Source organism: Maribacter sp. Asnod1-A12 (assembly GCF_045063735.1).
In the GTDB taxonomy this organism is placed as follows: domain Bacteria; phylum Bacteroidota; class Bacteroidia; order Flavobacteriales; family Flavobacteriaceae; genus Maribacter.
Genome location: NZ_JBEFNZ010000006.1, coordinates 2,341,365 through 2,360,755, shown reverse-complemented (window position 1 = coordinate 2,360,755; position 19,391 = coordinate 2,341,365). Strand labels below are relative to the sequence as shown.

Below are 19,391 nucleotides of genomic sequence, written 5' to 3'. Positions count from 1 at the left end.
AATCTGTATTCTTGCTACTAAGCTTTGGTTATTTTTCTAAGCTTGCTAAAAGCTCTTTTACTATTTTAAAATCGTCGAAATCTATGCGTACGCCATTGGTCTCTTGGTAGGTCTCATGACCTTTACCGGCTACTAATATGATATCGTTATCGTCTGCTAGTTGACATGCCGTTTTTATGGCCTGCTCCCTATTTTCAATGGATAAAATCTTCTTTACATTCTGAGGTTCTACCCCCGCCTCCATTTCTGCAATAATTTCAGTAGGGGATTCAGTTCTAGGATTATCTGAAGTAAGAATAACTTTATTACTCATTTCAGATGCGATATTACCCATTACCGGACGCTTTGATCTGTCTCTATCGCCACCACACCCCACAACGGTGATGACGTTTTCATTTCCAGTTCTCAACGTGTTGATTGTCTCAAGCACATTTTTTAGGGCGTCCGGCGTATGGGCATAATCAACTATAGCCGTAATTCTTTTTTTTGATATATAATATTGAAACCTTCCATCCACATTCTCCAACTCACTCAATAAGCGAAGGGTTTCTAATTGCTCCAATCCCAATAAATCTGCTGTCGCAAAAATCGCTAGCATATTATAGGCATTGAAATGACCTATTAATTTTGTCCATAGCTCATGATCATTGATTTTCAACAATTGACCGTCGAACTGATTTTCTAAAATCTGTGCTCTGTAATCCGCATAGTTCTTTAAGGCGTAGCTTGCTTTTCTAGCCTTAGTATTCTGCAACATGACCAAACCATTCTTATCATCTACATTAGTTAATGCAAATGCCGTTTTTGGCAGTTGATCAAACAGTATTTTCTTAGTATCGCGGTACTCTGCAAATGTTTTATGATAGTCTAGATGATCATGAGACAGATTCGTAAAAATCGCCCCTTCAAACACTAAACCTTCGGTTCTTTTCTGGTGAATACCATGAGAACTTACTTCCATAAAGCAATACTCTACACCGGCATCGTTCATCAATTTTAAATGCTGATTGATTACCAATGCATCAGGAGTAGTATGTTTTGTTGGATAAACCGTATCATCTACCATAATCTTAATGGTGGACAACAAGCCTACTTTATATCCTGCTTTTTTGAATAACTGATATAACAAACTAGATACCGTGGTTTTACCATTGGTACCCGTAACACCTACTAATTTTAAATTTTTTGATGGCGTACCGTAGTAATTTGAAGCCATCAATGCCAATGCCTGATTACCACTTTCTACTTGTACATACGTAACATCATCTATCATCTCAGCTGGTAACTGCTCGCAAACTATTGCTCTTGCTCCTGCAGCAACCACCTGATCAATATATTTATGACCATCGGTCAACGTGCCTTTTATAGCTACAAAGGCATCGGATTTTTGCACCTCGCGAGAATCAAAACGAACTGATGCTATATCACAAGAGGTACTACCGCTAACAGCAGTAATACGCACTCCATATAATATGTCCTTTAATTGCATCATATTAATTCTAATACTATTTTTTTCACTGATTTTAAATCGGTGCCTTTGGTTATGGACTGTTTTTTCACCTTACCATTTCCTCTTACCTCTACTTCAATACCCAAATTCTCAAGAATTGCAACGGCATCCATACCACACATACCTTTTACATTTGGCATTGAAGCATATTTTGCTTGCGCCACCTTATAGTATCCTTGGTGAGAATCTTCATTTTTAGCGATCAAAACATTTTTTACATCTACCTCACTTGTTAAAGGTGATGTTGCATATACTTTTTGTGCTACAGATTTAAATACCGGACCAGATACATCTGCACCATAATATCCAACACTTTTGTCTGGCTTATGGATTACCACGATACAAGAGTACTTTGGATCATCTGCCGGAAAATATCCTGCGAACGAAGAAATGTATTCGTACTTAGACTTATCCTTAGACACATAGTTGGTTTGCGTAGTACCCGTTTTACCTGCCATAGAAAAATTCTTTGAATACATACGGTGACCCGTACCATGCTCCTTCTCTACGACATTCTTTAATATCTGCTGCACTTTCTTCACCGTAGATTGCGAGCATATTTCAGAATTCAACACCTTTTTATCAAACTTCTCAATCGTCTTGTTCCACTCTTTTACTTCTTTCAACAAACGTGGCTTTACCATTTCGCCATCATTTGCAATAGCATTATAAAATGCCAATGTTTGCAGCGGCGTCATAGATACTTCATAACCATAAGCCATTTGCGCCAATGAAAGACCTGACCACCCTTTATCACCTGGGTAACGCAATACAGGTTTTCCTTCGCCAACGACAGGCAACCCTAATTCTTTGTGAATACCCATGCTCATTAATCTGTTCACATATTTCTCTGGGTCATTCTTATACCCTTCATGAATCATTTTAGCAAAGGCAACATTTGACGATACTTCAAAAGCTTCTGACATGGTAATTTCACCATGACCTCCACGTTTCGTATCCCTAATAGTATGCTTATATAATTTCCAAGCTCCTTTTTCAGTATCTATTACAGAACTGGTATCTATCACCTTATCTTCCAAAGCAGCCACCAAATTCACTAATTTAAAAGTAGAACCAGGCTCGTGAGATTCACCGATAGCGTAATTCAATCGCTCGTAATATTTACCTTCTGAGGTCTGACCTAAATTAGATATCGCTTTTACCTCACCGGTTTTCACTTCCATTACGATTACCGTACCGTGGTCTGCTTGATATTTCTCTAACTGACCCAATAATGCATGGTGCGCTATATCTTGTATATTAATGTCTATAGTGGAATACACATCATAACCATCTTTTGGCTCAATGATGTTATCGTTACCAATTGGCTTCCACTGTCCTTTTGCAATTTTTTGCTTTAAACGCTTTCCAGAAATTCCTCTTAGGTATTCCCCAAAAGCACCTTCCATACCTACACGTGTATAATATCCGTTTTCATCTACACGCTCATACCCAACACTACGCTCGGCAATTTTACCTAAAGGATGCTCTCTTTTCGTTTTCTGCTCAATAATAAGTCCGCCTTTGAATGCACCTTTATTGAATAGTGGAAATTCTTTCACCGCCATGTATTCAGAATAATCCAAGTTTCGCACAATAAGCGCATACCTATTTTTATTCTCCCTAGCTTTTCTTAAAAGTTGCTGATAATGAGAAGATGTTTTTCCAAATTGCTTCGCCAGGGCATCTGCCAATGGTTTTACATTTTCCTTAAAATCTTCGTTGCTTACCGTTACGGCATCAAAACGAATAGTGTATTTAGATACTGAAGTTGCCAAAAGGCTACCGTCATCTGAATATAGGTTACCTCTATTCGGTTCAATGGTGAACATACGCTCGGTACGCGTATCTGCCAATGCCTGGTATTTTTCGCCATCTACAATTTGAATAGAAACCAGCTTAAACAACACAGCACCCGCAAAGAGCACCATGAAACCCGCCACTATGTAGAGCCTTTTTAATATGCTTTTATCCGTCGCTGCCATTATTCCTCCTCTTTTAAAGATTTCACCTTAATTTTCTGCGGGGGATTCTCTGAAGGATACAGTCCTTTTTCCGATATTTTACCGGTAATGCTCGATTCTAATTTTAGTTGTTGCACATCTGATCGCATATCTACGAACTCATTACGCAACTCTTTTACTTCTTCATTCAATAAAGCAATGCGGTGTACTTTTTGATCTGCACTATGAGAGCTACTGATCATAACCGTTGCCAAAAACGAAATGAAAATAATGAACAGCCAATTTTTAGGGGCGTCATCGCTCACCAAAAATTTACCCTTCAATAGGTCAAAAACACCTGTTTTCACTTTACTTTTCGCCATTACGCTCTGCTATTCTTAATTTTGCACTACGTGCTCTGTTATTCAATTTTATTTCCTCTTTAGTCGGCACTATCAATCCACCAACCTTTTTTAACGGTACATCTATATTGCCGTAAAAATCCTTTTCCGGCTCTCCCTCAAACTGTCCTGCTCTTATAAATCTTTTTACAAGCCTGTCTTCTAAAGAGTGGTAGCTAATTACACTTAGCCTTCCTTTTTCATTCAATAAACCAGGAGCCTGCTCCAAAAACTCTTTGATCACTTCTATCTCTTGATTCACCTCTATGCGAATCGCTTGATATATCTGCGCCAATATTTTATGCTGCCTATGTTCTGGCAAAAACTGCTTCAACACTGTTTTCAATGCATCGGTAGTCTGTATCTCTTCTTCTTCCCTACTGGCAACGATTACTTTTGCCATGGCGTTCGCGTTTCTGATATCGCCGTACTCGAACAACACTTTACGCAAATCATCATATGAGTACTTATTCACTACCTCAAAAGCAGATAGTGTATTGCGCTTGCTCATTCGCATATCCAAATCCGCATCAAAACGTGTAGAGAATCCTCTTTCCGCTTGATCGAACTGATGCGATGACACTCCGTAATCCGCAAGAATACCATCTACCTTCTTTATGCCATAGAACTTTAAAAACTGGGTGATGTATCTAAAATTCTCCGCTATCAGCGTAAATCTTGGATCACCTAATGTATTTGCTTGCGCATCCTCATCTTGATCAAAGGCATATAATTTGCCTTCTTTGCCCAATCTTTTCAATATCTCTTTAGAGTGACCGCCACCACCAAATGTCACATCTACATATATACCATCTTCTTTGATGTTTAAACCGTCTACCGATTCTTTCAGTAATACAGGATTATGATACATCTCCACTTGGTTTTTCACCTAACATTACACGCTTTGCCAACTTCACCTTCTCTTCTTTCGTTGCGTTTATAGATTCGTCATACGCCTTCTTGTCCCAGATCTCTAATCTTTTACCAATTGGTGCAATGACCACTTCTTTGGTAATACCACCTAATGAGATAATGTCTTTAGGAATCAATAATCTACCGGTAGCATCTACTTCTACTTGACGAAGCCCCGCAGTATACATTCTTATGAACTGTAGGTTTTCTTCATCAAACCTGCTCTTTTCGTTCAACTCTGCCATTACTCTGTGCCACTCGTAAGCAGGGTATAATTCTAAACACTCGCTCAAATATGATTTTTTGATAAAGAAGCCATCTTTTAGGATCGGAGCCACTTGATTGCGCAGCGCAACAGGGAGCATAATACGCCCTTTAGCATCAGCTTTGCAGTTAAATGTCCCAAAGAAAAAGATATCCAATTTGGTTGTGTTTAGTTTATATAACTCAAATATATAAATATTATTACCACATTTTACCACTAAAAACCACTTTGTTAATAAATTACCCCGCTTTTGAACACGTTTTTGCACTTCATCGGATTTTATGGGATAATTTTCCCACTCAGCCCCTAAATCTTGAAAAAGTGAATTCTTAAAGTTTCTTGTGGTCACCTTATCGAAAAGAGTTGTTTGCTATTCTCGGTAATTACCTATATTTGGACAATTACTGATGAGTAGTGCGCATGGAAAACGAATTGATCAACGACGGAGGATTTAAGTATATAGAAAAAGGCGAAGGAAAACCCATTATTATTCTACACGGATTAATGGGCGGACTCAGTAATTTTGAAGGAGTGAATACTTATTTCCCTCCTAAAGGTTACAAAGTACTGATTCCTGAATTGCCCCTATACTCAATGCCGATGCTAAAGACAACGGTAAAGAATTTTGCCAAATACCTTAAGAAATTCATTGACTATAAAGAGCTAGATGATGTTATTCTTTTAGGCAATTCTTTAGGTGGCCATATCGGTCTTTTACATACTAAATTATACCCGGCCAAAGTAAAAGCTTTGGTGATTACCGGTAGTTCTGGTCTTTATGAAAGTGCCATGGGCGACGGTTACCCAAAACGTGGTGATTATGAGTTCATTAAAAAGAAGGCGCAAGATGTTTTCTATGACCCGGCAGTGGCTACCAAAGAAATAGTAGATGAAGTTTTTGCTACGGTCAATGATCGTGTAAAATTGGTGAAGACCTTGGCAATCGCTAAAAGTGCCATTCGCCATAACATGGCGCAAGACCTACCTAGCATGAAAACCCCTACTTGTATTATATGGGGAAAAAATGATACGGTTACTCCGCCAGACGTTGCAGAACTGTTCGATGAGCTTTTACCTAATTCAGATTTATTTTGGATGGATAAATGTGGACATGCACCTATGATGGAGCACCCAGACCAATTCAATACCATTCTTGATGAGTGGTTGACGAAAAACAATTTCTAAATACCCTACGGATGAAAATAAAGTCGGCCGACTTTGTAATGAGCAACTCTGATGTTGCCAAATGCCCTAAAGAGCCTTTACCCGAGTACGCCTTTATTGGTCGTTCTAACGTGGGTAAGTCTTCTTTGATCAATATGTTGACCGAACGTAAAAGCTTGGCAAAAACATCTGGCAGACCTGGTAAGACACAATTGATCAACCATTTTAAGATCAATGAAAATTGGTTTCTGGTAGATTTACCGGGTTACGGTTATGCCCGTGTTTCTAAAAGAGATAAAAATACCTTTCAAAAATACATCACCAATTACTTTTTACAACGAGAGCAGCTAGTGTGTTCTTTTGTGCTTGTAGATATTCGCCATGATCCACAACCTATAGATATGGAGTTCATGCAGTGGATGGGTGAAAACGGAGTACCTTTTGCCATTATCTTCACCAAAGCAGATAAACTAAAACCGAAAGCTATTGAGCGCCAGGTAAAGCAATATCTGGACAAACTTTTAGCCGATATGTGGGAAGAAGCACCACCACATTTTGTAACCAGCTCTAGCCACCGTAGCGGTCGCGATGAAGTACTGGCGTATATAGATGATATCAACGAGAAGTTTTTTGAGGCAACGAAGTAGTTGTTCGTTGTTCGTTGTTCGTTGTTCGTTGTTCGTTGTTCGTTGTTCGTTGTTCGTTGTTCGTTGTTCGTTGTTTAACGCTGCGCGTTTTTTGTAATAAGTACTTGTTCTAGTGTTCAGTTGACAGTTGGCAGTATCAGTTGGCAGTAACAGTTGGCAGTAACAGTTGGCAGTAACAGTTGACAGTAACAGTTGACAGTAACAGTTGACAGTTTTTTTAACGCTGCGCGTTTTTTGTATTAAGTATTAAGTACATAGCTGTTTGTGTTAGTTCTTTGTACTTCGTACTCAGAGCTGTTCGCTTTATGCTATTCTCTTTACACTGCACATCCACTACTTAATAGGTTGTACACTTATTACTTTGTACTCTTTAATTACTTATGACTTCATACGCTGTACTTTTTACTCTTTAAAACCGAAATGTCACTTCGAGTGGATTTTTTACTGAAGCATAGCGGAAGTGAAAAATTTGTATCGAGAACCTTCACGTGTTCCAAACCTGTTCTCGATACAAATTTCTCGTACCTCGAAATTCACTCGAACTGACAATGGTACAACCAACAACTGCTTACTGTAACCGTTTACTGAAAACTGGCACTGCCAACTGTAACTGTCTATTGAAACCAAAATGTCATCCTGAGCGCAGTCGAAGAGACCGGAACAAGTATCACTTCGGCTACGCTCAGCGACCGAGTAAGACTGAAAACTGAAACTGCTTACTGATCACTGAAACTGCCTACTTCACCAATAAGATCTTCCACCGTCTCCATAGCGTTCAACTTCTCGGCAGACACCAACACTTCTAGGTCATGATCTGTTTCAACCAGTATAATAGGATAGGTATACTTATGCCCAAATTTGCTTTTATAATTTTCTTGGAATTCATCTTTATGAAAGAATTCTAACTCGTAGCCTTTTGCTAACAAGCTCTCTCTAAACCCTTTCCACTGTTTGTTCTCGGTAAAACTGCCATAGGTTAAACTGCAGAGATTGCAGTTATAGGTAGCTGGGTTAATGATTTTATGGGCGAAATCTAGCATTTTACTGCCCGTATCGCTATTGGCATTATAGATAAATAGAATTTTCTTTGACATGACCTTTTTGTCGTAAAAATACCCAAACCATACATAATTTTTTACCAATTATGGTTTCCCGTAATGCAGAGTGAAATGTTAATTGTAGGTTTATTCTTTAGTGGTATATTAGAGGTGTAATTACACATATTTCTGAATATAGGGGAATATGCGCAAGTGTGCATATACACCATAGTTGGGCATCATTAAAAGAAACATCGAACATTCAATGAAAGTAACCGAACCAAACATAGATTTTGAAATATTAATTGACGATTCATTTATAAATTTAAAGTCCGAAGAAGAAATTAAACACATTGAAAATAAAAATGTTTTAAGTCTAATAAATGACTTCGCTGATGGAAAATGGAGGTTTCGTAAGTTTCAAGAATTTATTTGGGATAATATAGCAGAAACAGCACTTTCTTATCAAGACAGAATGGCGTTAATTGACAAATCACATTCTACTTTAACAGAAGCAGCTAAAAAATTAAGACTAACTGACCTTTCAAAGAATCAAGATGGACAAGGAAGTGAACTAGCAGAAATAATATTATATGGATTTATGAAACATCATTATAAAGCCTTACCTGTTGTTCCTAAAATCTTTTACAAGCAAAACCCACAGGATAATGCTAAAGGTGCTGATAGCGTTCATATAATAGTTAATGATGATAAGAGCTTTACAATTTGGTTTGGGGAAGCTAAATTTTATAATAGTATAGAAGATGAAAGACTCTACAGTATAGTTAATTCAGTTGAAAATTCATTGTTATCTGATAAACTTCAAAAAGAAAATAGTATAATAACAAATGTCTCTGATTTAAATGATTTATTGAAGGACGATAGCGAATTGCTAAAGCAAATCAAAGAACTGCTTTCATCAAAAACGTCAATTGATGATTTAAAGCCAAAATTACACATTCCAATCCTTATGTTATATGAGTGTAAGATAACAGCAAAGAGTGATTCACTAACGGATGAATATAAAAAGGAAATCGTTCAATATCATAAAGAAAGAGCCGAATCCTATTTTAAAAAGCAAATAAAAAAATGCAGTATATCAATATTTAAATATTCGGAAATCAACTTTCATTTGATTTTATTTCCTGTACCTGAAAAACAACCGATTGTTGATAAATTCATTCAGAATGTACAGCATTATAAAAATCAAGATTAATTCGCAATATGGATATTTTCAAAACCTGCCATACAATAAACACCTATTTAATTGATAATCAAGAATCAATAGCAAGAGATGAATTAATCAAACTTTTAGACTATCATCAACAAAATGATATTCAATATTCAGAACTAGTAAATCATCTGATTAAAGAAACTGGTTTGTATCCATATATAGATTACGATAATGCAAGTTGGCAAGATAGATTTGTCTATGAAGTATTTAAAGTAGATACTGGAGATAAAGAAATACCAACTCTACATAGAGAACAATCTAGTCTTTTAAGAAAATTAGTTGAAGGTAGAAATATTGCCGTTAGTGCACCTACAAGTTTTGGAAAAAGCTTTGTAATTGATGCTTACATTTCAATCAAAAAACCAACGAATGTTGTTATAATAGTTCCAACAATTGCATTAACAGATGAAACAAGAAGAAGACTCTATAAAAAGTTTGCGCACGAATATAAAATAATTACAACTACAGAGGTTGAACTTGCAGATAAAAACATCTTTATCTTCCCACAAGAACGTGCTATTAATTATGTTGGAAAAATAGAACACTTAGATATTCTCATAATAGATGAATTCTATAAAGCTAGTTCAAAATTTGACGCTGGTCGATCGCCTACTCTTGTAAAAGCTATCTTAAAACTCGGTAAAGTTGCAAAACAACGTTATTTTTTAGCACCAAATATTAGTCGTTTAGAAGAAAATCCGTTCACAATCGGAATGGAATTCTTCTCTTTAGATTTCAATACTGTTTTTCTTGAAAAACACGATTTTCACGAAGAACTTAAGAATGATGAAGAATTAAAAAGCTTAAAATTACTTGAAATTCTGAAAGAGAAACAAACTAAATCTCTTATTTATGCTGGGACTTATAAAAATATAGAAAGCCTTTCAACATTATTGATAGGCAGTAATGTTGAACAAGAACGTGAACTACTTAATGGATTTTCATCTTGGTTAAGTAAAAACTATTCGTTTAATTGGAGCCTTACGAAGTTAATAAAGCGAGGAACAGGAATTCACAATGGTAGGCTTCATCGTTCTTTAAGTCAAATCCAAGTCAAACTATTTGAAGATCCAAAAGGCTTAAACAATGTTATTTCTACTTCCTCTATAATTGAGGGCGTAAATACTTCTGCCGAAAATGTAATTATTTGGGCAAATAGAAGTGGAAAAGGAAGAGCAAGATTAAATGACTTTACCTATAAAAATATTATGGGGCGAAGTGGTAGAATGTTTAAACATTTCATTGGGAAAATTTACATTTTAGACGTGCCACCTAAAGAAGAACAAACCCAACTAGACATACCATTTCCAGAAGAAATACTTGGTGATTTAGATGAAAAGAAGTTCGCAAAAGAACTAACGAGTGAGCAAGTCGCAAAAATTATAATGTACAAAGAAGAAATGGCTTCTATTTTAGGAGAAGAAGAGTTTGAAAGGTTGCAGGCTCAAAATATTTTCCAAATAAGTGATGCAGAATTGATTAAAAAAATCGCATATGACATGAAAAACGACCCAAATAGTTGGAATGGGTTAGGATATTTAAATTCAATGAATACCCAAAATTGGGGTAGAATGCTATTTAAAATAATTCGCTTACAGCCAGGTGGTTGGGAAGCAAGCTACACACAATTTGTAGAGTTTGTCAAAATCCTTAAATACAATTGGTTTAAACCAATACCAAAACTCTTAAAAGAATTAGAACCGCACGAGATTGGTATTGATGATTTTTTCAAACTAGAAAGAAAAGTTACATTTAAATTAACTTCATTGTTAAGTGATGTCAACATCTTACAAAAAGAAATATTAAAAGAAAAGAATTATGATATTTCTCGTTTTGTTTCATTAGCATCAAATGCGTTTCTTCCAACGGTTGTTTATCAACTTGAAGAATTTGGTTTACCGCGAATGATTTCAAGAAAAATACATAATGAAGGGCTTATTGATTTTCATAAAAAAGAACTGAAATTACACGATGTTTTAGCAAATCTAAATGAAATTGGCTTCAAACGAATTTCAACTATCGAAGGAATCGATAATTTTGATAAATATATTTTAGAATATTTCTTTGTTGGAATAACAGTTCGGAATAATAACGATGCCCAATAACGTATACAAAAAATAGCGGTTTTGGTACTTAAAGGAAAGATAAATAACAAAATTAAGTTCAATTATAATCTGAAAAGTTAGTGCTTGAAAATCCGCTACTTTCCATATACAGAGACGTAAACATTATTTTAAAAATATCTGTAACAAATAAGAAAAAATCTAATCTTTAAAAAAACATCTCCAAAATGTGCAAACGTATTAGATTAAGATTTTTAATTTTCATTTCAATTTCTTCATTAATTTCTTGTCAAATAAATACTAACGAAGATTCTTCAGAATCACCTTCCTCTTCAAGCAATGACTCCACGAAGACTGAAGTTCTATTAATTGGAACATTTCATTTTTCAAATTTTGACCCCAGTAACAATATAGATATTATACAAACGAACGAAGTAGATGTCTTGACCAAAAAAAATCAAAAAGAGCTTGAATTAATTTGTAATAAAATCGCAGAATTTGGTCCTAGCAAAATATTTGTGGAATATCCCTTTTCAAGACAGACAGAATTAGATTCTATTTATGAGCATTTTGTTCCAGGAGATTTTGAACTTAAAGAAAGAGACGAAGGAGATCAGTTATCATTTAGAGTTGCAAAACAATTAAAACATAAAAGAATTTTTGGTTGTGATTACAAAGACTCTTCTTTTCCAAATAGCTCGATGATTAAAAGTATGGAAACTTCCAATCAACAAGACTTAATTGCTTTAGATGAGATTAAAGACAAACAATGGGAATCTGAATATAATGCTATCGTAAATAAAGATCAATCTTTATTAGATGTTTTATATTTTCTAAATTCTGAACAAGAAAGAAAAATTGATAGAGCTTGGTATTTAAATTTTGCAAATAAAGCAGGCTCTGTAAAAGATACCATAGGAACTTTTTTGGCATCAGAATGGTCTAGAAGAAATTTGCATATATATTCTAAAATACAAAAGCAGGTTACTGATAAAGATGAAAAAATAATGATTCTCTTAGGCTCAAGCCATATTGCAATACTAAAAGATTTTATAGATTATAATCCGAATTGGAAAACAGTTGAATTAAAAGACTTACTGGAAAAAAACTAGTGTTGGCAAGTTCGTTCACCAATACAATAGAATTAGGCTAAAGATTATAAAATCTGATTCTTTTAAATTCTTAATTTCCATTTCTTTAAAAGACAACTTATCATTTATAAAAACGTTAGCTATAATTCAAAAAAGCATAAAAAATGGCAAATAGAAGTTATTTATATAATCTTGATTTCAATAGACTAGATAGAGCAAAGACTCCAGAAGATTCTGTATTAAGTGTGTCTGAATATGCTTATGAAATTCCATTGTCTTATAAGATATTATTGAGCAACGATACTTTAAATAGCAAATCTGTTCTATGGGATTACGAACACCCCATAACCATAAGTGGTGACGCTTATAAGGGAAAAGACAGTCTTTTTAAATTTTTGGACAGATTACAAACGTTGCATTTATTTGAACCCAAGTACCTTAAATCTGAAATTGAAAAAACAAAACAGTTTTTCAACGACAATAAATTCGATTTAAAATACTTCTTTCTTGAAGGTGGGGAATTGTACGAAATGGGAAATGAACCATTTGAAGAGCAAAACCTTGAAGTTTTTAATGAAGTAACGCAAATAGGAAAAACTATTGAAAATTTCATAAAACATGTGGAGTCCGTAAACAAGGAAATAGCGCATTTGGTATCGCAAAGAGACCAAATGACAAAGAAAGGTTGGTTCAAGAAATCAGTACCTGTTTTGTCAGAGAAAGAAAAAGCACAGATAGAGAAAACAATTCAAAATAAACAAATTGAAAAAAGAGCGCTGCTAGGAATTGATAATTGGTCAACAATACTTTATTTTCAGTTCGACAAATAAACAACACACCTTCCCACAAACAAAATACATGGAACAACAAGGCTCAGATATCATTGAAAATAGATACCAAAAATTTATAAAAACGGTTTGCGACACAGACATTGTTTATGCACTACAAAATCATGAAGGCTTTGCAACCTCAGCTTCTGCGCATTATGAAAATGAACGTGGCAAACCTGTTGACATTCTATGTTTTTGGGGAGAAGGTGCTAGAGCTAAATCTTGTACCATAAACCATTGGGCGAACTACCAGATTACAGAAATAGCATTAGTAGATTTTATAGAAAATTGGGGTGTAGGCATGGAAAATGACGGCATATTAGCAGGTATTGAATTCGACCAAAATATGTTTGGCTATGAAGCCAAACCTTTAGATTTAATTCTTGCCTTAGTTGCTGAAATAAAAGCGACCAATAAAGATTTACCGCTGCAAAAATTTGAAAATCTTGCTGATTTAGAAGAACAGGCGAAAGAGGCGAATGGGTAAATTATAATTTAATAAAACGCTATTTAGATGATGATGGCGGGTATACATCTTTGTATTAATTAATTTTTACCCCATTTAACCAGAAACCAACCACATGAAAACACCACTAATTTTAATGGCTTCGCTAATTCTATTCTTATTCGCTTGTAGTGAAACTCAATCGTCAAAATTCAAAGACGACGGTGTATCGCTTACCATACCAAAAGGGTGGCAAATAACCGATCAAGAAAACATGAACCACCAAGGTTACTTACTATCTATTGAAAAAGATGGTTTTGATTCTAGCGGTCTTGTAACTATGACATGGATCAATGCAGAAATTGACCTTAATGAATGGAAAACGAACTACAAAGAAGATTTTCTTAATAATATAATCTATGAAAATTCTAATTTAGTTTTTGAAGACCCAACAGAAGATCATTATAACAATATTAACTGTACTTCAATTAAGTTTAATGCAAGCCTTCTAGGTATAGAACACGATGGTGTCATTTATTTTTTTTATGAAGAATATAAAACTTTTGCAATTTTAGTACAACAAGCAACTGAAGATGCTATGGTAAACAAACCAGGGTTTGATATCATTGAAAAAAGTTTTGAGATTGAATAAATAAATATTATAAAATTTAAAAATCGGGTTTGAAGCCTTATCTTTTATTATTGCTATAATTGCCGCATTTGCAATTAACACATCAAATAATTAAAGTTGTAATTCAAAAATGAAAATAAAAATAACGTTTGCCCTTTGTTTATTTTCGATAGTATTTTCAAATGCACAATACGATTGGAGATTAGGAGAAGTAGTTCTTAGAACCAACGATACAATTAAAGGTTTTATAAAAATTCCAATGGTCGTTAGAGGTAAATCAACCACTAATAAAAAAGTGAAATATAGAAAGAATCTTTATGCTAAAATTTCTAAATATGACCATACAAATGCCATTAAAATTTTATTTAAAGATAAAAAAGGCAAAATCTCGTTTTTTGAATACATAAGAACTTCGCCAGATAAAGTACAATTATTAAAAATAATGTATAACAGTGATAAGTTAAGGATATACGCAAGAAAAGTAGCGCATCAAGATGTAGACTATTTTCCTGATGGTACACCCTTTTCTAAATCAGTTGAGCCAGATGACTATAATCAATTTTATGCACAACGTAAATTTGAACAAAATGCTACACTATTAATTAAACATTTGGGTCAGGAAATCCTTAATAAATACTTTCGCAAAAATGCAATGAAATATTTTTCAGATTGCCCAGAATTAGTTTTAAGACTTAAAAATAAAACGATAAGAGCTTCAAGTATTATAACAGCTGCCAAAATCTATAATAAATGTGAATAAACAATACTTTACTTGTTTCTATTCAAATTTCAAATCATTTCTTTATATCTCGAAGACATTTTCCTCCATAATATCTTCAATATAGAATACGTGTTTAAAAAAAATAAAATAATGCTACACCTCATCGTCGGTAATACAGGATCAGGTAAAACCACCTACTCAAAAGAGCTTAAAAAGAAAACCAAAGGCGTGCTCTTTTCCATAGATACTTGGAACAATACGTTGTTTCTACCCGACAAAACTGAAACTGACGGATTAGAATGGTTTTTAGAACGTATTGAGCGGGCGGAGGAGATGATTTTAAATGTAGTTGTACAATTAGAAGAGTCACATACAGACGCTATTCTAGATTTGGGCTTATCTAAATTTGAACATCGCGAGAAGTTTAGAGCTTTTGCAGCTTCTAATGGATTCGATATTAAACTTCATTTTTTAGACATTTCTAAAGAAACCAGATGGCAACGTGTACAACAGCGTAACACCGAAAAAGGAGCTACGTTCGAGTTTGAAGTTAGCCAAGAGAATTTCGATTTCATGGAAACCTGGTTTGAACAACCTACCGAAAATGAACTAATAGATAGTGTTGTTATCAACGAATAACACTAATTTCGCGCTCCACATTTTTTAGCGTTTACTATTTACTAAAACACTGCTTCAACCAACTCAACCATTTGAACGTAAAACATACCTTCGTCAACTTTTTTCTTAAATCCAGCAGCAAGCACGAATGCCACGAGGTACTTAGCAAATGGAACGCGTATTACACCGCCTTATCCAAAAAACACCAACAGTTTTTTGTGGTGAGAACTTTGTTGTTCTTAAAGACTACAAATTTTGGCGCTACCGAAGGTTTTGAACTTACTACAGAAATGAAACTGGTCATTTCCAGTGCTTTTGTTGAGATTACTTTTGGTCTAAAGCAAGATGTTTTAAGCATCTTTAAAACCGTATTCGTTACTCCGTCTTCGTACGCTTACAAGGGCAGAGATGTTTTGTACGATGGTGATGTAAATACGGTGACCAAGCGTGTAAACATGTCATGGCCTGCCGTAGAGAAGGGTTTTATCATAAACGATGACGGACTAAACATTGCCATACACGAATTCAGTCATTGCCTGATTATTGAACATGCTAAAGGTTCCTACTTCTCTAAGGTATTCAATGATACGGATCTTAACGCTTGGAAAGAATTGGCAACCAAAAAAATACCGCTTATACGCGAAGGTAAATACACCATTTTCAGGGATTATGGTGGTACTAACCTAATGGAGCTTTTTGCCATTACGTTAGAAACGTTTTTTGAGCAACCTCATGAGTTTTATTCATATTCGCCTACCTTTTACCGTACCACCGCAAAGGTGCTAAAACAAGACCCACGGAACGGCAAAAATCCGAAGTAAAAAAGAAATTACATAGGGTCATAATTTTATCTAACACTATAAGAAAATACGGAACAAAAACGAATCGCTCTTTCCGTAACCTGAGAAGTGTCATAGTTTAGCATACCAATGTTTTATACTATTGTAAAAACACGAGCATGCAAAAGGTATCTTTCTCCGAAAATTTAGATTTTAACGATGATAAAATAGTCACCAAAGTTCTTTTAGAAACTTCTTTCTCAAAAGAGATTAGAATTCTTTTAAAGAAAGGGCAACTCATGAAAGAGCACAAGGCTCCTTTTTCCATTATCATCCATATAGTTGAAGGGAGTATTGACTTTGGTGTTGAAGCCAAAGTTCATATGCTAAAACAAGGAGATATCATTACCTTAGCTGCCAATGTTCCGCATGATCTTTTAGCAAAATCCGACAGTATTGTACGTCTTACCCTTTCTAAACAAGATGCCGCTGAACGAGTTGAAAAAGTTGTTGCCGATTCATAAAAAGAGACTATGACCCAAATTACCAATAGAGAAGATGTGCGTGTATTGGTACATACCTTTTACGATAAAATACGGCAAAACGAAATGCTAGGACCCATTTTCAACGGACATATTACCGATAAGCAATGGCCTACGCATTTAAGCAAACTCACCGATTTCTGGGAGTCTAATCTTTTTGGTGTCCGCACGTTTAGGGGAAGTCCGTCTAAGGCTCATGTCAAGGTCGATAAAAATCTTCATCATTCCATATCACAAGACCATTTCGCACAATGGCTACAACTTTGGTTCGAAACGATTGACGAACTTTACGAGGGCGAATTGGCCACGAGAGCTAAAGACATGGCCCGCAGAATGTCTACAGGGCAGTATATTCACATTTGGCAGAGTAGACCGGAAGAGCTTAAGAACTAGATTTTAGGGGGTGGGATTTAGTAGGCAGTTTCAGTGTTCAGTGTTCAGTGTTCAGTGTTCAGTGTTCAGTTTGTTAGTGAGTTAGTGTTTAGCTACTTCTAGCTATTGGCTATTGGCTAAATACAAATTAAATATAAGTCTAACATCTATACTCTATTTTCTATCCTCTATTTTCTCTATTTAAACTTTACAATTACTTATTACTTTGTACTTAATACTGATTCTAAGCTTCTGATAAAAAAGTCTATTCTCTATATTCTAACTTACAATACTTACTTCATACTTTGTACTCTTTACTTAATACTTAATTTAAACCCTCTACCATTGACGAAGCAAGTATGCCAAATCTATTTCGTAAATTGAACATGAAACATTTTTCAAATTGAAACTTCTATGGACTACCTATCCCCTACCTATTTTTTTGATTATGAAAGTGATGAGATACAAGATTTAATATCAGATTTTAAAAACACTTCACTTTCCGAGAAAGAAATTACTATCGCACTTTACAACAAAGTGCGCGATACATGGCGATATGATCCATATAGCTTAAGCTTCAACAAAGAAAAATACAGAGCCAGTGAAATAGTAAAACGACCAAAGGGTCACTGTATAGATAAGTCTATCATCTTAATCGCAGGACTTCGTGCCCTAGGTATACCCGCTAGAATTCACTTAGCGAAAGTTAAAAACCATATTGGCGTAGAACGATTAATAGAGAAATTCGGATCGAACGAACTTACGCCCCATGGCATGGTAGATGCTTTTATAAATGATAAATGGCTGAAACTCTCCCCTACTTTCAATACATCGTTATGTGAAATGCTTAATGTTGCTCCTTTAGATTTTGATGGTGAAAATGATGCTGTTTTACAAGAGTTCAGTGCAGACGGAACGCAATTTATGGAGTACCTGGAAGACTACGGTCACTTTGAAGATGTACCTATGGAATTTATGGAACGGAATGCACGCGAGCACTACCCCAATATTTTTGATACCGGAACCAACCAGACGGAGTTTCAGTTGTAGGTTTTAACAAACTTTAATATTCAAAATTTCACCAATCTACTTTACAGATTATTTTTTATAGTACATTCGATGGAAAATACAATTCCCTTGAAAAAATTCATATTTACTTTATTCATAGCATTTTCATCTTCATTGGTATTTGCTCAAGAACCAATGGCATGGACGCCAGATTACGAATTACAATTGAGTGACTACCAATCTCCAGAATCGGAAATTGACTCTACACTTACCTCCTATTCTATCTATTCAGGTGCTAAAATTGATTTTAGTTTTAACATGAATTCGGTCTCTTTCATGTTCACCAAAAACTTCAACGACAAAGTAAAAGCTATTTTTCAAAGAAATTTGGCTGTTTTGGTTGCTCCAGATTCGTTGACCGCAAATCAATTACTACAATTTGGTCGGTACGATTTTGATCTGGTAGAGCTATACTCCAGAAAAATACGAAAGAAAATCTACGAGGAAAAAGGTGCTTTTAGCGACGCTAGTTTATTTCAACCTATTTTCAATCAACTACAAGAGGAAATGAACACCGTAAGCGCCCAAGTCTTTAAAGCCACCGATTTTGGGAAAGATGCTGAATTACTTCAAAAAGAACATAACAAGGTGATTGATGAAATCAATGCCCTTTCCGATTTTTGCATGACCTGTAAGCCGAAGAAGAATAGGAAATAGTTGATGGTTGATGGTTTTTTAACGCTGCGCGTTTTTTTGTATTAAGTAATAAGTACGAAGTATTAAGCCGTTCGGAATATCTTTTGTCTATAAAAATTGGTACTACGCACCTTTTACTATGGCAAAATGAAATGTCAGTTAAAACTTTATACTCAATAGATTACTACATTGCTAAAAAACCCCTCGCAAAGACTTAATACTTAGCACTCTCAACTATATCAAAACGAAATGTCAATTCGAGTGAATTTTCAAAGCATGAGAGAACTTGCATGCCTGCCGATGTGCAGGTATCGAGAACCTTTACGTGTACCAAACCTGTTCTCGATACATTTTCTTTTAGAAAACACTCCTTTAGATTTGTTATCTAGAATTAGTAAATTAAAAACGGAAAAGATACACTATCAAATCACTCCGAGTTCCAAGCTCATAGTTCGATTCAGATCTTTTCCGTTTATGATAAA

At 35.0% G+C, this 19,391-nt stretch carries 21 protein-coding genes; 15 read left to right on the top strand and 6 right to left on the bottom strand.

Going from position 1 to position 19,391, the window contains the following annotated elements:
- Positions 1–28: 28 nt before the first annotated feature.
- From ACJJVP_RS10045 to ACJJVP_RS10025, 5 genes are read right to left on the bottom strand one after another with little or no spacing between them, the layout of a single operon-like run.
- Complete coding sequence (locus ACJJVP_RS10045; RefSeq protein WP_405413302.1) at positions 29–1,492, bottom strand: UDP-N-acetylmuramoyl-L-alanyl-D-glutamate--2,6-diaminopimelate ligase; 1,464 nt, start codon at positions 1,490–1,492, stop codon at positions 29–31.
- On the bottom strand, positions 1,489–3,495 hold the full coding sequence (locus ACJJVP_RS10040) for a penicillin-binding protein (RefSeq protein WP_405413300.1): 2,007 nt from the start codon (positions 3,493–3,495) through the stop codon (positions 1,489–1,491). The genes ACJJVP_RS10045 and ACJJVP_RS10040 overlap by 4 nt, the downstream gene beginning before the upstream one ends.
- Positions 3,495–3,836: an FtsL-like putative cell division protein gene (locus tag ACJJVP_RS10035; RefSeq protein WP_394330707.1), complete on the bottom strand. Its 342-nt coding sequence runs from the start codon at positions 3,834–3,836 to the stop codon at positions 3,495–3,497. Before ACJJVP_RS10035 ends, ACJJVP_RS10040 begins: the two co-directional genes overlap by 1 nt.
- The gene (gene rsmH, locus ACJJVP_RS10030) at positions 3,823–4,725 is read right to left on the bottom strand and encodes a 16S rRNA (cytosine(1402)-N(4))-methyltransferase RsmH (RefSeq protein WP_405416162.1); all 903 of its coding nucleotides are present in this window, start codon (positions 4,723–4,725) and stop codon (positions 3,823–3,825) included. Before rsmH ends, ACJJVP_RS10035 begins: the two co-directional genes overlap by 14 nt.
- Positions 4,715–5,380: a division/cell wall cluster transcriptional repressor MraZ gene (locus ACJJVP_RS10025; RefSeq protein ID WP_405413298.1), complete on the bottom strand. Its 666-nt coding sequence runs from the start codon at positions 5,378–5,380 to the stop codon at positions 4,715–4,717. The genes rsmH and ACJJVP_RS10025 overlap by 11 nt, the downstream gene beginning before the upstream one ends.
- Before the next feature lie 71 nt (positions 5,381–5,451).
- Between ACJJVP_RS10025 and ACJJVP_RS10020 the strand changes: the two genes are divergently transcribed.
- Both ACJJVP_RS10020 and yihA read left to right on the top strand, forming a co-directional pair.
- Positions 5,452–6,216 (top strand): alpha/beta fold hydrolase, encoded by a 765-nt coding sequence (locus ACJJVP_RS10020; protein WP_036156195.1) that lies wholly within the window; start codon positions 5,452–5,454, stop codon positions 6,214–6,216.
- An 11-nt stretch (positions 6,217–6,227) separates the two neighbouring features.
- Positions 6,228–6,842, top strand: coding sequence for a ribosome biogenesis GTP-binding protein YihA/YsxC (gene yihA / locus ACJJVP_RS10015; RefSeq protein WP_036156198.1), 615 nt, complete (start codon positions 6,228–6,230; stop codon positions 6,840–6,842).
- A 716-nt stretch (positions 6,843–7,558) separates the two neighbouring features.
- Here the strand turns inward: yihA and ACJJVP_RS10010 are convergent.
- Positions 7,559–7,936, bottom strand: coding sequence for a GTPase (locus ACJJVP_RS10010; protein WP_405413294.1), 378 nt, complete (start codon positions 7,934–7,936; stop codon positions 7,559–7,561).
- A 208-nt stretch (positions 7,937–8,144) separates the two neighbouring features.
- Between ACJJVP_RS10010 and ACJJVP_RS10005 the strand changes: the two genes are divergently transcribed.
- The 13 genes from ACJJVP_RS10005 to ACJJVP_RS09945 all read left to right on the top strand — a co-directional run bounded on the left by ACJJVP_RS10005 (position 8,145) and on the right by ACJJVP_RS09945 (position 18,930).
- A complete protein-coding gene (locus ACJJVP_RS10005) occupies positions 8,145–9,095 on the top strand; it encodes a DUF1837 domain-containing protein (protein WP_405413291.1) in 951 nt (316 codons plus the stop codon).
- An 8-nt stretch (positions 9,096–9,103) separates the two neighbouring features.
- The gene (locus tag ACJJVP_RS10000) at positions 9,104–11,218 is read left to right on the top strand and encodes a DEAD/DEAH box helicase (RefSeq protein WP_405413288.1); all 2,115 of its coding nucleotides are present in this window, start codon (positions 9,104–9,106) and stop codon (positions 11,216–11,218) included.
- Between the two features lie 185 nt (positions 11,219–11,403).
- Positions 11,404–12,288, top strand: coding sequence for a DUF5694 domain-containing protein (locus tag ACJJVP_RS09995; protein ID WP_405413286.1), 885 nt, complete (start codon positions 11,404–11,406; stop codon positions 12,286–12,288).
- Between the two features lie 143 nt (positions 12,289–12,431).
- The gene (locus ACJJVP_RS09990) at positions 12,432–13,097 is read left to right on the top strand and encodes a hypothetical protein (RefSeq protein ID WP_405413284.1); all 666 of its coding nucleotides are present in this window, start codon (positions 12,432–12,434) and stop codon (positions 13,095–13,097) included.
- 28 nt (positions 13,098–13,125) lie between these two features.
- Positions 13,126–13,584 carry a DUF2750 domain-containing protein gene (locus ACJJVP_RS09985; RefSeq protein ID WP_405413281.1) on the top strand — a complete coding sequence of 153 codons (459 nt, stop codon included), beginning with the start codon at positions 13,126–13,128 and terminating at the stop codon, positions 13,582–13,584.
- 94 nt (positions 13,585–13,678) lie between these two features.
- Entirely contained in the window at positions 13,679–14,194 is a 516-nt protein-coding gene (locus ACJJVP_RS09980) for a hypothetical protein (RefSeq protein ID WP_405413280.1), read from the top strand.
- 109 nt (positions 14,195–14,303) lie between these two features.
- Positions 14,304–14,933, top strand: coding sequence for a hypothetical protein (locus tag ACJJVP_RS09975; RefSeq protein ID WP_405413277.1), 630 nt, complete (start codon positions 14,304–14,306; stop codon positions 14,931–14,933).
- Positions 14,934–15,044: 111 nt separating this feature from the next.
- Complete coding sequence (locus ACJJVP_RS09970) at positions 15,045–15,533, top strand: AAA family ATPase (protein WP_405413275.1); 489 nt, start codon at positions 15,045–15,047, stop codon at positions 15,531–15,533.
- A 71-nt stretch (positions 15,534–15,604) separates the two neighbouring features.
- Positions 15,605–16,333 (top strand): zinc-dependent peptidase, encoded by a 729-nt coding sequence (locus tag ACJJVP_RS09965; protein WP_405413273.1) that lies wholly within the window; start codon positions 15,605–15,607, stop codon positions 16,331–16,333.
- A 137-nt stretch (positions 16,334–16,470) separates the two neighbouring features.
- The gene (locus ACJJVP_RS09960; protein ID WP_405413271.1) at positions 16,471–16,815 is read left to right on the top strand and encodes a cupin domain-containing protein; all 345 of its coding nucleotides are present in this window, start codon (positions 16,471–16,473) and stop codon (positions 16,813–16,815) included.
- A gap of 9 nt (positions 16,816–16,824) precedes the next feature.
- Entirely contained in the window at positions 16,825–17,226 is a 402-nt protein-coding gene (locus tag ACJJVP_RS09955) for a group III truncated hemoglobin (RefSeq protein WP_405413268.1), read from the top strand.
- Positions 17,227–17,619: 393 nt separating this feature from the next.
- A complete protein-coding gene (locus tag ACJJVP_RS09950; RefSeq protein ID WP_405413265.1) occupies positions 17,620–18,255 on the top strand; it encodes a transglutaminase family protein in 636 nt (211 codons plus the stop codon).
- 69 nt (positions 18,256–18,324) lie between these two features.
- Complete coding sequence (locus ACJJVP_RS09945; RefSeq protein ID WP_405413263.1) at positions 18,325–18,930, top strand: hypothetical protein; 606 nt, start codon at positions 18,325–18,327, stop codon at positions 18,928–18,930.
- The last annotated feature ends 461 nt before the right edge of the window (positions 18,931–19,391 follow it).